The 14,333-nt window shown below is 74.0% G+C and carries 11 protein-coding genes; 2 read left to right on the plus strand and 9 right to left on the minus strand.

The genetic code is table 11. The annotated features are described in order from the left end of the window. Nucleotides 1–121: 121 nt before the first annotated feature. Nucleotides 122–1,156, minus strand: coding sequence for an NUDIX domain-containing protein (locus ACIRQY_RS16660; protein WP_351783912.1), 1,035 nt, complete (start codon nucleotides 1,154–1,156; stop codon nucleotides 122–124). A gap of 481 nt (nucleotides 1,157–1,637) precedes the next feature. On the opposite strand from ACIRQY_RS16660, the gene ACIRQY_RS16665 reads away from it, so the two are divergent. Beyond that, nucleotides 1,638–2,933, plus strand: a complete 1,296-nt coding sequence (locus tag ACIRQY_RS16665; RefSeq protein ID WP_403926078.1) for an SGNH/GDSL hydrolase family protein — start codon at nucleotides 1,638–1,640, stop codon at nucleotides 2,931–2,933. Nucleotides 2,934–2,975: 42 nt separating this feature from the next. Here the strand turns inward: ACIRQY_RS16665 and ACIRQY_RS16670 are convergent, their stop codons facing one another. The 7 genes from ACIRQY_RS16670 to ACIRQY_RS16700 form a co-directional block, all read right to left on the minus strand. Next, nucleotides 2,976–3,800: a S1 family peptidase gene (locus tag ACIRQY_RS16670; protein WP_403926081.1), complete on the minus strand. Its 825-nt coding sequence runs from the start codon at nucleotides 3,798–3,800 to the stop codon at nucleotides 2,976–2,978. Between the two features lie 167 nt (nucleotides 3,801–3,967). Further along, nucleotides 3,968–5,227 (minus strand): DUF418 domain-containing protein, encoded by a 1,260-nt coding sequence (locus ACIRQY_RS16675; RefSeq protein WP_403926084.1) that lies wholly within the window; start codon nucleotides 5,225–5,227, stop codon nucleotides 3,968–3,970. A gap of 128 nt (nucleotides 5,228–5,355) precedes the next feature. After that, on the minus strand, nucleotides 5,356–5,574 hold the full coding sequence (locus ACIRQY_RS16680) for a DUF2252 family protein (RefSeq protein WP_403926087.1): 219 nt from the start codon (nucleotides 5,572–5,574) through the stop codon (nucleotides 5,356–5,358). 235 nt (nucleotides 5,575–5,809) lie between these two features. After that, a complete protein-coding gene (locus tag ACIRQY_RS16685) occupies nucleotides 5,810–6,859 on the minus strand; it encodes an ABC transporter ATP-binding protein (RefSeq protein WP_403926090.1) in 1,050 nt (349 codons plus the stop codon). Beyond that, complete coding sequence (locus ACIRQY_RS16690) at nucleotides 6,856–8,418, minus strand: ABC transporter permease (RefSeq protein ID WP_403926093.1); 1,563 nt, start codon at nucleotides 8,416–8,418, stop codon at nucleotides 6,856–6,858. Before ACIRQY_RS16690 ends, ACIRQY_RS16685 begins: the two co-directional genes overlap by 4 nt. 31 nt (nucleotides 8,419–8,449) lie before the next feature. Then, nucleotides 8,450–9,481, minus strand: coding sequence for an iron ABC transporter substrate-binding protein (locus tag ACIRQY_RS16695; RefSeq protein ID WP_403926096.1), 1,032 nt, complete (start codon nucleotides 9,479–9,481; stop codon nucleotides 8,450–8,452). Nucleotides 9,482–10,123: 642 nt separating this feature from the next. Beyond that, nucleotides 10,124–11,149 carry an ROK family protein gene (locus ACIRQY_RS16700; RefSeq protein WP_403926098.1) on the minus strand — a complete coding sequence of 342 codons (1,026 nt, stop codon included), beginning with the start codon at nucleotides 11,147–11,149 and terminating at the stop codon, nucleotides 10,124–10,126. 208 nt (nucleotides 11,150–11,357) lie between these two features. Between ACIRQY_RS16700 and ACIRQY_RS16705 the strand changes: the two genes are divergently transcribed. Then, entirely contained in the window at nucleotides 11,358–12,392 is a 1,035-nt protein-coding gene (locus ACIRQY_RS16705) for a LacI family DNA-binding transcriptional regulator (RefSeq protein ID WP_403926101.1), read from the plus strand. A 439-nt stretch (nucleotides 12,393–12,831) separates the two neighbouring features. On the opposite strand, the gene ACIRQY_RS16710 is transcribed toward ACIRQY_RS16705, so the two are convergent. Next, nucleotides 12,832–14,121, minus strand: coding sequence for a DUF6986 family protein (locus ACIRQY_RS16710; protein WP_351783894.1), 1,290 nt, complete (start codon nucleotides 14,119–14,121; stop codon nucleotides 12,832–12,834). Between the last annotated feature and the right edge of the window lie 212 nt (nucleotides 14,122–14,333).

The raw sequence follows: 14,333 nt of genomic DNA on the forward strand, positions 1-14,333 counted from the left end.
CGACCGCGCGGACGCGGCAGGGGTCGCGGACCCTCCGGCCGACCACGCCGACAGGACGGGAGCGACGGCCCCTCGGACCGGCCGCTCAGCCGTCCTGGGACTGCGGGCGGGCGGTGGCCGGTCAGCCGACGGGGACGCCCGCCTCCAGGTTGAGGACCGTGCCGCGTTCGCGGGCGCGCAGGGCCCAGTGGAGCCTGCGGTAGCGGACGGGCGGCAGGAGGTGGGCGGCCTCCTCCTCGGTGACGAAGCGCCAGTCGCGCAGTTCGGCGCCGGGGAGGCGGAGGCGCGCGGTGTCGGCCGGGCCGAGGCGTCCGCCGTCGAAGAGGAGGCGCAGCCCGCCGTGGCCCGGCGGCTCGGGCCGTTCCCAGTCGACGAGCAGCAGCCGGGGCACGGTGTCGAGTTCGATGCCTATCTCCTCGGCGACCTCGCGCACGCCCGCGCGTGCCGGTGCCTCGCCGGACTCGACGACGCCGCCGGGGAACTCCCAGCCGGGCTTGTACGTCGGGTCGACGAGCAGGAAGCGGTCCTGGTCGTCGAAGAGGAGGACCCCGGCGGCGAGGGTCTCCCGGGTGGGCTCGGGGGTCTGGACGATCCCGCAGGGGGCGGCGAGGCCGCTGCGGACGGCGTCGGCGACGGACCGGGCGGCCTCGGGCGGGGTCAGCTCCGAGGTGTCGACGGTGTAGGCGTCGGCGGCGAGCCAGCCGAGGGCGGCGCGGTGGGACGCGAGACGGCCGTGGCACCAGGCGCGGACGCGGGCGTCGGTGTCGGGGTCGCCGTAGTCGGCCCGCCCGTCGATCCGCGCCCGCAGGATCGTTTCCTCCGGGAAGAGGTGGATATGCCTCACATCGATGCGGCGGGAGGCGAGCCCGCCGAAGATCTCGTCCCGGTACTCCTGGCGCAGCAGGGTCATCGGCACGACCAGGACACCACCGGTCTCGGCCAGCAGGGCGGCGGCCGTGTCCACCACCAGGCGCCGCCAGATCGGCAGGTCCTGGTAGTCCTCGACCTCCGCGAGCCGTTTCGCCGACAGGAGGGCCCGCAGGCTCCCGCCGGTGGTCTCGGGGTCGTACAGCGTGCTGTTCGGGATCAGCTCGACCAGCTCGCGTGCGGTGGTGGTCTTTCCCGCGCCGAACGCACCGTTGATCCAGACGATCATTCATACTCCAAGACAGGAAGGCCGCTGAACAGGGACGGAGCAGCATTGCGCGGGTCATCTGGAAGCGGCATGGGAAAAAGAGGCGTCCACAACCCCGCACCCACTACTTCTTTCTCCCATACGCGCTGAAGGTACTCCCCGATCCTCTCCTCCATCGCCACCGCCACCTCGCCGTACACACCCTCCACACCCGGAAGCCCGTGCCCCGTCCGGGCCTCCACCGCCACGCGCGGAATGTCACCCGGCTCATCCGGCTTCGCCTCGCGCCAGCACCGCAACCGGAGGCCGGGCATCGACACCGTGGACGAGCTGCCGCGGCCGCGTCACCGGCCGGGTCCCGCATGAGCCGAGTGGGCGTGCGCCCACCTGGCCGGACAGGTTCCGCGGATACCCGTACCCGTGCATCCGCGTGTCCGGGTAGCCACGTACCCGGACACGCGGTATCGGGATATCGGAAGTACCCGTCGTCGAAGGAGTTCTCGTGCGTTCATGGAATCGGCGTGCCCGCGGATGTGCCCTGGGCGCCGCGGCCGGACTCGTCCTCGTCGCGATCGCCGCACCCCCGGCCACGGGCGGGGGCGGAGGTGCGGGCGGGGGCGGAGGTGCGCGGGCGTGGACCAGCGCCTGGGGCGTCGGCGTCCACCACCCCGTGCCGCCCCTGCCGGGGTTCCCGCCCCACTGGGCCTGGGACGGGTTCACCGACCAGAGCGTCCGTCAGGTGGTCCGGGCCGGGGCCGCGGGCACACAGCTCAGGCTCCGGTTCTCCCACCGGTACGGGCACCAGCCGCTCCACCTCGCCCGCGCGACCGTCGCCAGGGCCGGGGAAGGGGCGTCGGTACGGCCGGGGAGCGTACGGGAACTGCGGTTCGGGGGCAGGGCCGACGCCGTCGTCCCCGTGGGGTCCGAAGGGGTCTCGGACCCGGTGGGGTTCCCCGTCAGCCCCCTGGAGAAGCTCACCGTCACCCTCTACTTCGCCACCGGCACGGGGCCCGTCACCTTCCACGGGGTGGGCCTCAGCACCGCGTACCGTGCCGCCGGCGACCGTGCGCACGACACCTCCGGGGAGGCCTTCGACGGCGGGACCAGCCAGTCCCGCTACCTGATCTCGGGCATCGAGGTACGGGGGGTGCGCAACGAGGGCAGCGTCGTCGCCTTCGGGGACTCCCTCACCGACGGCTGGCAGTCCACGCCGGACACCGACCGCCGCTACCCCGACCGGCTGGTCGAACGGCTGCTCACCGACGGCCGCCGTCTCGGCGTCGTCAACTCCGGGATCAGCGGGAACATGCTCCTCACGGACTCGCTCTGCTTCGGCGACAAGGGCGTCGCCCGCTTCCGCCACGACGTCCTGGACCGCCCGGGCGTCCGTACGGCCGTCGTCATGATCGGCATCAACGACATCGGCGGCGGACTGCCCGACCACGGGTGCGGAAGCCGTCCCGTCGTCACCGCCGGGCAGCTCATCGAGGGCCACCGGGCGCTGATCCGGGCGGCGCACCGGCGCGGGGTCACGGCGGTCGGGGCCACCCTCACCCCGTTCAAGTCGTACCCCTGGTACTACACCCCGGAGAAGGAGGAGGTCCGCGACGCGGTCAACCACTGGATCCGGACGAGCGGGGCCTACGACGCGGTGGCCGACCTGGACCGGGTGCTCGCCGACCCGCGCCCCGGCCACGAGGACGAACTGGCGCCCGCCTACGACTCCGGGGACGGGCTCCACCCCAACGACGCGGGCATGGAAGCCATGGCCCGGGCCGTCGCCGACCTCATCCCCTGACCCCCACCGCCCGCCTACCGCCTACCGCCTACCGCCTACCGCCTACCGGTCATCGTGGCTGGTGATCGTCCGGTGTATCCAGTCCGCGTAGGCGGGCACGCTGCTGTAGAGGCCCGGCCCGCTCACACAGTCGGGGGAGGGGGCGCCGGGGCCCGAGGTGGTCCCGATGAGCTCCCACCGCCCGCCCTTGCCCCGCTGGATCTGCGGCCCGCCGGAATCCCCGTTGCACGCCATGGCGTCCGGCACCCGGCTCACCGTGCACAGCCGGGTCCTGCCCGCCCAGCCGGGCGCGCACTCGGAGTCGGCCCCCCGGCGGGCTTCGAGCTGCTGGAGCCGCTCGGGGAACACCCACCGGGTCAGGTCGACGGTGCCGAAGCCCAGGAGCCGGGTGGGGGTACCGGGTCGGCCGGGCCGCTCGGCGATACGGACGGGCTTCTCCGCGACCGGGCGGTCCAGGCGGATCAGCGCGACGTCGTCCCGGTTCGGCCGACCCTGCGCGTAGCCCGGGTGGGTCACGATCCGCCCGACGGCACGGACCGTGCCCCCGGACGTCCGCTGTTCGCTGCCGATCCGGACGGTACCGTCCGGCTCCACCAGGCCGGGATCGACGCAGTGGGCCGCCGTCAGCACCCACTGCGGATGGACCAGGGAGGCCCCGCAGAGCCCCTTGACCGAGGGGTCGGCGACCGCCGTCACCGGGAACGACGCCATGAACGAGTACCGCTCGGTGGAATCCTTCCCGTTGACGATCGCCTGGGCGGTACCGGTCGTCGCGGTGGCGCACACCACGGCGGCCAGGGCGACGGCACAGGCACGTGCCCTGGTACGGGCCGTGACACGTCGTCGTACGGAATTCAGGCTGAACACGGAAGGTTCCCTTCGATCGGAAGAATCCGGACACGTCCAGCCTGCGTGTTCAAGATCCACCGATCCATCCGGCCAGCTGGCCCCCACGGGGTGGGGACAACCCCTGCCCCTCGGAGGGGACCGGGAAGTGGAGGAGGGGGAAGCGGAGAGGCCGACGCCGCCAGCGGTCAGCGCGCCTCCGCGTCCGGGCGGGGGCGGGCGTGGGGAAGCCGGGCCAGGGTCACCGTCCGCAGCAGCCACTCCACGGGGCCGTACCGGTAGCGCGCCATGAGCCAGGTGCTGAGGGCGAGCTGGGCGGCGTACAGGACGAACACGCCCAGCACGACGACGGCCGGGCCGAGACGGTCGTACAGGGCGAGACCGTAACCGGTGAAGACCAGGGCCATCACCAGGGACTGGCCCAGGTAGTTCGTCAGCGCCATCCGGCCGGCGGGGGCGAGGAACGCGCTCGCCCGCCCGCCGCGGGCACCGCGCAGGAACAGGAGCGTCCCGCAGACGTACGCGGCGGTGAGGGCCGGCGCCGTGACCGTTCCCACCGCCTGCCCGAACACCGCCCACCGGGGCCCGGGCAGACCGACGGCGGTCAGCGCCATGAAGACGCCGCCGGGCAGGCCCACGACGGCGCCGAGCAGGCAGCCGCGGCGGAGGCGGCGGACGCTGTGGACGCGCGCTCCGGGGTCTTCCGTGCCGCTGCCGGTGCCGGCAGCGGTGAGCAGGCGCCGTTTGCCGCAGTCGACCCCGATCAGGAAGGCCGCCAGGACGAAGCCTCCCATCAGCAGCGTGCTGAACAGGGCGTCGGGCAACTCGTTGAGGTTGGCCCGCACCACGGAGACGGCGTCACCCTGGTACGCGGCGACCAGCGCGGGGAAATCGGCGGTCAGTTCGGCATCCAGTTCGGCGGCCGCCGCGTCCGGCATGAGCAGGAAGAGCGCCCCCAGCAGGAGGAGGAGGGCACCCGCGCAGCCGTGCACGATCAGGGCGGCGCGCCGGGCCGCCCGCGGCGAGCAGGTCCGCGCCGCCATCAGGATCAGGCCGAGGAGGGCGTACGTCATGAGGATGTCCCCGACGTACAGCAGCACCGCGTGCAGGGCCCCGAGCGCGAACAGGCCGAGCGTACGGCGCAGGTGCCGGGGCACGGCCCTGGCGCCGTCGCGCTCGGCCGACTCCAGCTGGAGGGTGAAGCTGTAGCCGAAGAGGAAGGAGAACAGGAGGTAGAACTTGCCGGCCACGAAGGTGTGGACGAGCCCCTCGACGGTCCGGTCGAAGACGGACGCGTCCGGGTCGGCGACGGTACCGAGGCCGTACGGACCGGCCATCATCATCGCGTTGACCAACAGAATGCCCAGGAGCGCGACACCGCGCAGGGCGTCGAGTTCGGTGATGCGCGGTGGCCGGGTCTGTCGTGGGTGCGCAGCCGTGATGGCCACCGGTCCCCCCAAGTGGTCGTGGATGTCGTGCCCGCCGTCGCGACGGCAGAACACCCTACCCTCCGCTCCCCCGCGCGAGGGCGACCGGATCCGGCCCACCACCCGGCCCCACCCGGTCCGGCCCGTCGTCAGGACGGGCCGACCGTCACCCTGCCCGCGCGGACCACTTCCACCGGGGCCCGGTGGTCACGTTCGTTCCGGTCGGCGCAGCCCTCCGTGAAACCACCGGCGCGCGGTCGAAGGTCTCGCCCCCGCCCAGGTACGCGGCGATCGATCGCGATCCGGTCGCCGGAGCGGGCATGGGCGCGGGCCAGGGTCTCACCGCAGAACCCGCCGGACAGGCTCATCCCGCCGCCCGGCGCGGGGGCGGCACCATCTCCTGTGGCACGGCGATGCCCTTCTCGTCGTGCGACCGGCGGGGCGATGCCCTTCTGGTCGTGCGACCGGCGCACGGAGAAGGCCCGTTGACTCCCGTCCAGCCCCCTGACCCGCCCCGCCCCCGCACGGCGGGCGTGCCGCCCGGGCCGGGTCACGGTCCCGCGAACCGCGCGCCGGGTGCCGCGCGCCGGGTGCCGGGTGCCGTTACGCGCCGTCCCGGTGGAACGCGGCCTCACCCGTCACCCGGACACCGACCTCGTCCCCGGGCCGGACCTCCACCGGCCCCGGCGTGCGCACCGTCACCGTGCCGGCCCCGCCGACCTCGACCAGGACCAGGGCGTCGTGCCCGTGGAAGCGGACCTCGCTCACCCGGCCCCGCGCGGCGGCGGCGTCACCGTGGGGGACGAGCCGGAGCTGCTCGGGCCGCAGCACCACCGTGCCCTCACCCTCCGGGGCGTCACCCACGGACACCGCGCCCAGCGCGGTCGTGACCGTGCCCGCCCGCGCCGATCCCGGCAGGAGCACCGCCTCACCGACGAAGGACGCCACCCAGGGGTCGGCCGGGCGGGCGTACAGCTCCTGGGGGGTGCCGCACTGGGCGACCCGGCCGTCCCGGACGACGGCGACCCGGTCCGCGACGGACAGGGCCTCCTCCTGGTCGTGGGTGACGAGGACGGCAGTCGCCCCCGCCGCCCGCAGGGCGCCGCGCACATCGGAGCGCAGCCCCGCCCTCAGCGCGCTGTCCAGGGCGCTGAACGGCTCGTCGAGCAGGACCAGCGCCGGGCGCGGGGCCAGCGCGCGGGCCAGGGCCACCCGCTGTTGCTGGCCGCCGGACAGCTCGTGGGGCATCCGGTCCCCGTACTCACCGAGGCCGACGAGGGCGAGCAGCTCGGCCGTACGGGCCCGCCGCTCGGCCCGGCCTTCGCCCACCAGGCCGAACGCGACGTTACGGGCCACGCTCAGGTGGGGGAAGAGCGCCCCCTCCTGGGCGACGATGCCCACACCGCGCCGCTCCGGCGGGACGTGGACACCCGGCCCGCTGATCGTCCGGCCGCCGAGGACGACCTCACCCGCGTCGGGGGCGACGAACCCCGCGATGACACGCAGCAGCGTGGTCTTGCCACAGCCGGACGGCCCGAGGACCGCCGCCATCTCGCCCTCGCCGACGGTCAGGTCCAGGCCGTCCAGGACCCGGCCGCCCCGCCCGTACGAGCTGGTCACTCCGGTGATGCGCAGTCCGGTCCCGACAGTCATGAGCGCCTTCCGAGCAGGTAGGAGGGGACGGCCGCGATCAGCACGATGACCGCCGCGTAGGGCGCGGCGCCGGAGAACGCTCCCGCGCCCGTCTCGGTCCACAGCCGGGTGGCCAGGGTGTCCGTCCCGGTCGGACGGAGCAGCAGGGTCGCCGGGAGCTCCTTCATGATCACGACGAAGGTGAGTGCCGCGCCCGCCCCGATACCGGGCGCCGCGAGCGGCACGGTGATCTCCCGCAGCACCTGGAGCGGCGACCGCCCCAGCGTGCGGGCCACGTCCTCCAGCACGGGCGGCGCCTGCAGGACGGCCGCCCGCGCCGAGGCCACCGCCACCGGCAGGAACAGGACGACGTACGCGACGATCAGGAGCGGCATCTCCTGGTAGAGCGGGTAGGCGTAACGCACCGAGAAGAACACCAGTGCCAGGCCCACCGTGATCCCCGGCACCGCGTGCCCGGCGTACACGGACTGTTCGAGCAGCCGCGCCAACCGCCCCCGGTGGCGGGCCGACAGCACACCGACCGGCAGCGCCAGCAGGGTGGTGACGGCGGCCCCGACCGCGGCCACCGTGACCGTGGCGACCGTCGCCGACCACAGCTTCTGCCCGTCGAAGCCGGAGCTGCCGATGGTCAGCCAGTAGCCGAGGGTCGCCAGCGGGAACGCCACGGCCGCCGCCGCGACGGCCGCGCACCAGGCCAGCGCCGGTCCGGTCCACCCGCCGAGCCGGAGCCTGACGGGCGGGCGGGCACTGCCCCGGCCCGTGCGCGCGTGACCGGCGCGCCCCCGCGTACGGTTCTCGGCCGTCACCAGGAGCACGGTCATGGCGACCAGGACACAGCCGAGCACCGCGGCCGGGGTGCGGTCGAAACTGGCCTGGTAGGAGGAGTGGATGGCCCGGGTGAACGTGTCGTAGCGGGTGATCGACACCGAGCCGAAGTCGGAGAGCACGTACAGCGCGACGAGGATCGCCCCGCCGCCCGCGGCGGGCTTCACCTGCGGGAGGGTGACCCGTACGAAGGTGCGCAGCGAGCCGCTGCCCAGCGAACGGGCCGCCTCCTCCTGTGCCGGGTCGATCCCGCGCAGGGTCGCCGCGACGGGCAGGAAGACGTAGGGGAAACACGCGAAGGTGAGCGTGATCGCCGCACCCGGCAGCCCCGCCAGCGAGGGCACGGCCGAGATCCAGGTGAAGGCCGCGACATAGCTGGGCACGGCCAGCGGCAGCGTCGCGAGCACGGCCCAGACCCGTCGGCCCGGCAGGTCGGTACGGACCGTCAGCCAGGCCAGTGAGATGCCGAGCACCAGCGACGCGCTCACCACGATCGCGGTCAGCCCCATGCTGCGGCCGAGGAGTTCGAGGGTGCGCTGCTCGGTGACGATGTCCCAGGCGAAGTCCCCGCCGCGCTCCAGGGAACGCGCGCCGAGATAGCCGAGCGGCAGCAGCGCGATCAGCGCCGCCGCCGTGGCCGGGAGCAGGAGGACGAGCGGGGGCCTACGCCGACCGGCTGCCGCGTGGGACGCGGCAGCCGGGGCGGGCACGGACCGTGAGGTGTTCGTGCTCATCGAAGCGGTGTGAGGATGTCTCGCGGTCCGGTCAGACCATCCCGGCTTCCTTGAGCATCTCCAGGGTCTTCTGGAGGGAGTCCAGCTTGCCGAGGTCGATCTTCGGCGCGTTGAGGGAGGCCAGCGGCGGGAGGTCCTTCACGGAGGAGGTGACCCCGGCGGCCAGCGGGTACTCCTTCGTCTTGTCGGCGAAGTACGTCTGGGCCTCGGTGGAGAGCAGGTACGCGACGGCCTTCTCGGCGGCCTCGCTCTGGCCGCCGTTCTTCAGGACGCCGACGCCCGCCGCGTTGACGAGGGCGCCCGGGTCGCCGCCCGGCAGGAAGTGGATCTTGGCGGTGAGCTTGTCGGCGCCGACCTCGGCGGCCTTCTCGTACCAGTAGTAGTGGTTGATGAGGCCGAGGGAGACCTCGCCGGTGTTCACCGCGTTCAGGACCTCGCCGTTCTTGGCGTACGGCTTGGCACCGTTGGCCTTGAGGTCCTTGAGCCACTTCAGGGTCGCGTCCTCGCCCTCCAGGACGCGCATACCGGTGACGAACGCCTGGAAGGAGGCGTTGGTGGGCGCGTAGCCCACCTTGTCCTTCCACTCGGGCTTCGTCAGGTCCTTGACGCTGTCCGGAGCCTTGGGGGCCTTCTCCGGGTTGTACGCGATGACGCGGGACCGGCCGGAGACGCCGACCCAGTCGCCCTCGCCGCCGCGGTAGGCGGCGTCGACCTTGTCCAGGGAGTCCTGCGGGAGCTTCGCCAGCACCTTGGCCTGGGAGAGCGCACCGAGCGCACCGGCGTCCTGCGAGAAGAACAGGCCCGCCTTGGTCTTGTCGCCCTCTTCGAGGATCTGCGCCGCCAGCTCCGCGCTGTCGCCGTAGCGGACCTGCACCTTGGTGCCGACCGCCTTCTCCAGCTTCTCGATGATCGGGGCTATCAGCTTCTCGTTCCGGCCGGAGTAGATGACCAGCTCACCGGTGCTCTGCGCGGCGGTGGGCTCGGCCTTCTTCCCGGCCTCCTTCTCCTTGCCCGCGTCGGCGCCACCACAGGCGGCGAGGACAGGGAGAAGGAGCGCGGACATGGCGAGTGCGGTACCGCGGCGGACGAGTGGACGGGGCATGTGGAGCCTCCTGGACAGCCCACGGGCCGGGAACGACCGGACGCGGGAACAAAAGCTGATGTGCACATCAATATGGCGAGCCTTGCCTAACTGTCAATTTTCGGTCAAGTCCTGATCAATAAATGCTCAAGCCGTTACGGGGAGGGGCTGTGTTCCTGGCCGAAAATGATGTAGGGGGCGGGCGGGCGTGGGCGCTCGGCGGACACCACCGCACCCCTGGCCGGGGCGGGCCGGGAGGCCTCCGCACAGGTCGCGGAAGCCGGGACCTGCGCGGATGGCGTACTGCGGGATGCACCGCCGCGGGGTGGAGCGGTTCGGTGGCTCGCTGGGCCATGCCCCAGAGGCCGCGGGCTCACATCCTGTCTCCGCTGCAAGAAGGGGGTGTTTCCGGCCGCTGACCCGGGCGCCACCGCCCCGGTAAGGGGGATCGCTCCCGTCACGGTGTCCGCTCCCGCGCCGACGCCGACCGCCGACCGTCGGTCATCGGCCGTCAGTCATCGGTCATCGGTCATCGGTCATCGGTCATCGGGACGGTGCTCACCTCCGGATCGAGGGCGCTCCCGCCCTGCCGCCCGCGCCCGGGCCGCAGGGCTCCCGGGCCGTTCACCGCCGGACCAGCGGCGTTCCCGCCCCCGGGCCGCCGCTCGCCCTCCCACCGGCGACCGTCCCCGGCCCACCGGCTCCCGCTCCGGCCGCCGCCGCCGCGCCCAGGAGGCCCGCGTCGGTGCCGGTGACGGCGGGGACGACCGTCAGGTCCCGGACGAAGGACAGGGTGGCGTAGTCGGCGAGACTGCGACGGAGAGGGGCGAAGAGGACCTCGCCCGCGCGCGCGACCCCGCCCCCGACGACCGCGATGTCGATCTCGACGAGGGTGGCCGTGGCGGCGATGCCCGCCGCCAGGGCCCGGGCCGCCCGCGCGAAGGAGGCGACCGCGACCGGGTCCCCGGCCCGTGCGGCGGCGGCCACCGCCACCGCGGAGACATCGCCGTCCCGGCCCGGCCGCCAGCCGTTCTCCAGGGCCCGGCGGGCCAGGTGGGGCCCACTGGCGATCCGCTCGACACAGCCGCGTCCGCCGCAGGCGCAGGGCTCGCCGTCCAGATCCACCACGATGTGCCCGATGTGACCGGCGTTGCCCGTGGGGCCGGGGTGCAGCCGTCCGCCGAGGACGAGGCCGCCGCCGACACCCGTGGAGACGACCAGGCAGAGCGCGTTGTCGTGGCCCCGGGCCGCGCCGAGCCAGTGCTCGGCGGCGGCCATGGCCACGCCGTCCCCGACCAGGGTGACGGGCCGCCCGTCCGTCGCCCGCCGCACCCGGTCCACCAGCGGATAGTCCCGCCAGCCGGGCACGTTGACCGGGCTGACCGTCCCCCGGAGCGCGTCCACGGGCCCCGCACTGCCGATGCCGACGGCTCCCGCGGAGTCCCACAGCGGGGAACCGGAGAGCTCCGTCAGCACCTCCTCGACCGCGCGCATCACCGTTCCGCCGTCCTCACGCGCGGGCGTGGGCCGCCGCGCCCGGACCCGGATGCGGCCTCCGGCGTCGACCAGAGCACCGGCGATCTTGGTGCCGCCGATGTCGAGTGCGACGACGAGGCCGTCGGTGGAGCCCGTGGCGGAATCGGTCTGCATGGGCGCGGGGTCTCCAGTCGACGACGGACGGAAGCGGGACGCTCTTCTGTACAGTCTCCCCCGCTGTGACAACGTTGTCCAGGTTCTATGCTTCGGTCGGAGACGGACAACTCGGAGAAACGACAAGGGGAGATGACACGGGAGACGGCCTGGCGTCCCACCCGGGAGGCCCGTACGTCCCCGGCCCCACGACGGAGGAATCGCGCACGTGGCCGACACCGCCCGCCGCCCCGACCACCGCTACGGCACCCGGCCCACGATGAAGGACGTCGCCGCGCGCGCGGGCGTCGGCCTGAAGACGGTGTCCCGGGTCGTGAACGGCGAACCGGGGGTCACCCAGGACACCGAGCGGCGGGTCCAGGAGGCCATCGAGATCCTCGGTTTCCGCCGCAACGACAGCGCGCGCGTCCTGCGCAAGGGGCGCACCGCGACCGTCGGCCTGGTCCTGGAGGATCTCGCCGACCCCTTCTACGGGCCGCTCAGCCGGGCGGTGGAGGAGGTCGCGCGGGCGCACGGGGCCCTGCTGATCAACGGGTCCAGCGCCGAGGACCCGGACCGGGAGCAGGAGTTGGCGCTCGCCCTGTGCGCGCGCCGGGTCGACGGCCTGATCGTGATCCCCGCCGGTGACGACCACCGCTATCTGGAACCGGAGATCAGGGCGGGCGTCGCCACCGTCTTCGTGGACCGGCCCGCGGGCCGCATCGACGCCGACGCCGTGCTCTCCGACAGTTTCGGCGGGGCCAGGGACGGCGTGGCGCATCTGATCGCCCACGGCCACCGCCGGATCGGCTTCATCGGGGACCGTCCCCGCATCCACACGGCGGCCGAGCGGCTGCGCGGCTACCGCGCGGCCATGGAGGACGCGGACCTCCCCGTCAGGGACACCTGGGTCGCGCCGGGGTCCACCGACCCGGGACGGGTGCGTACGGCGGTGCGGAAGATGCTGGCGGGGCCGGAGGCCGTGACGGCGGTGTTCACGGGGAACAACCGGGTCACGGTCACGGTCGTCCGGGCCCTCGCCGAGCACCCCCGGCCGGTCGCCCTGGTGGGGTTCGACGACATCGAACTCGCCGATCTGCTCGGCATCACGGTCATCGCGCAGGACGCCGCCGCACTCGGCCGGACGGCGGCGGAGCGCCTGTTCCGGCGGCTGGAGGGGGCGGGCGGGGCCCCGGAGCGGGTGGTCCTCGGCACGAGGCTCCTGGCCCGGGGCTCGGGAGAGGTCCCGCCGCCGGACGCCTGAGGCCGGGCGGGGTTCCAGGTGGTCGAGCGGCCACTCCCCCGGTGGCGGAGGAGCGCGCCCGGTACGGGTCCCCCGGGACCGGACTTCCCGGGGCGCGGGCACGTACGCGGGGCATGAGTGCGGGTACGGCCGCGCGGCCCCCCGAACGGGCCTGACCGAGTCGAACCAAGTCGAACCGAGTTGAACGGACCGGGACGAGCCCTCCCGTGCGCGGCGCCGGACGCGCGACCCCCTCCGCTTGGTGTGGCCGCGTGGCGCCGGAGCCGCGCGAAGGCCGCCGCGAGGCCGGACCCACCAGGTCCCGGCACCCCGTCTCCGTACGTCTCTGCGCCTCTCTCCCTGTCGGGCATGTGCGCGGACCGCGCGTGAAATCGGTCAGAGTACGGGGCAGTTGGCCGGATCCCGGCCATGAGTGGATCAGGTCGGGACGGCTTCTCGGCTACTCGGCGGAGGCGGTGAGATCGCCCCGGCGGGGTGCGGCGAAGCGGTCGAGCGCGGCGCGGTCCATGCCGGTGAGGGCGTCGACCTCGGCGGTGTCGAGGGCGCCGCAGTCGATGCCGCGCAGCAGGTAGGAGCTGAGGGCCTTGGCGGTGGCGGGCTCGTCCATGACGTCGCCGCCCGCGTGGTTGGCGTAGGCGGAGAGCCGCTTGGCGGCGGCCTCGAAGCCCTCGCGGTAGAAGGCGAAGACGGCGGCGTAGCGGGTGGGGATGTGCCCGGGGTGCATGTCCCAGCCCTGATAGTAGGCGCGGGCGAGGGCGCGGCGGGTGAGGCCGTAGTGGAGCCGCCAGGCCTCGTGGACGTGCTCGGTGCTGCCGACGGGCAGGACGTTGGTGGAGCCGTCGGAGACGCGGACGCCGGTGCCCGCGGCGGCGACCTGCATGACCGCCTTGGCGTGGTCGGCGGCCGGGTGGTCGCTGGCCTGGTGGGCGGCGGAGACGCCGAGGCAGGCGCTGTAGTCGAAGGTGCCGTAGTGGAGTCCGGTGGCGCGGCCCTCGGCGGCGCCGATCATCCGGGCGACGGCGGCGGTGCCGTCGGCGGCGAGGATGGACTGGCTGGTCTCGATCTGGATCTCGAAGCCGAGGCGGCCGGCGTCGAGGCCGTGGGCCTTCTCGAAGGCCTCCAGGAGCCGGACGAAGGCGGAGACCTGCTCGGGGTAGGTCACCTTGGGGAGGGTGAGGACGAGGCCGTCGGGGAGGCCGCCGTGCTCCAGGAGGCCGGTGAGGAAGACGTCGGTGGTGCGGATGCCCCGGTCGCGCACGGCGGACTCCATGCACTTCGTCCGGATGCCCATGTAGGGGGCGGCGGTGCCGTCGCGGTACGCCTCGGAGATCAGGCGGGCGGCGCGGGCGGCGTCCTGGTCCTCGTCGGTGCCGGAGTAGCCGTCCTCGAAGTCGACGCGGAGGTCCTCGACGGGCTCGCGCCGGAGCTTGGCGACCACGCGCTCGTGGACGTCCCGGGCGAGGGCGTCGGGGAGGCCGAGGACCCGGGCGAAGGACTCGGCGTCGGGTGCGTGCTCGTCGAGGGCGGCCAGGGCCCGGTCGCCCCAGGAGCGGACGGTGCCGGCGTCGAAGACGTCCCCCGGTACGTACACGGTGTGGACGGGCTGGCGGGTGCCGGGGTCCCCGGGGTAGCGGCGGTCCAGCTCGGCGTCCACGGCGGCGAGGGAGGCGCTGATGCCCTCGCTGACCGTGCCCGCGAGGCTCGTCGACACCTTCTCCTGCTGACCCATCCCACACCCTCCTGTTTTCCGCTGCACGGAATCAACAATCCGTATGGCGAAGTTAGTAGTCCGCCAGGACTCCCGTCAATGGGTGTCCGAAACGGCCGGGGGGGGGGGGGGGGGGGCCGGCCCCCCCCCCCCCCCCCCCCCCCACCACACCCGGCGGCCCCCCCCCCCCCCCCCCACCCCCCCCCCCCGCGCCCCCCCCCCCCCACCCCCGC

Source organism: Streptomyces sp. NPDC101490 (assembly GCF_044767145.1).
Classification (GTDB): domain Bacteria; phylum Actinomycetota; class Actinomycetes; order Streptomycetales; family Streptomycetaceae; genus Streptomyces.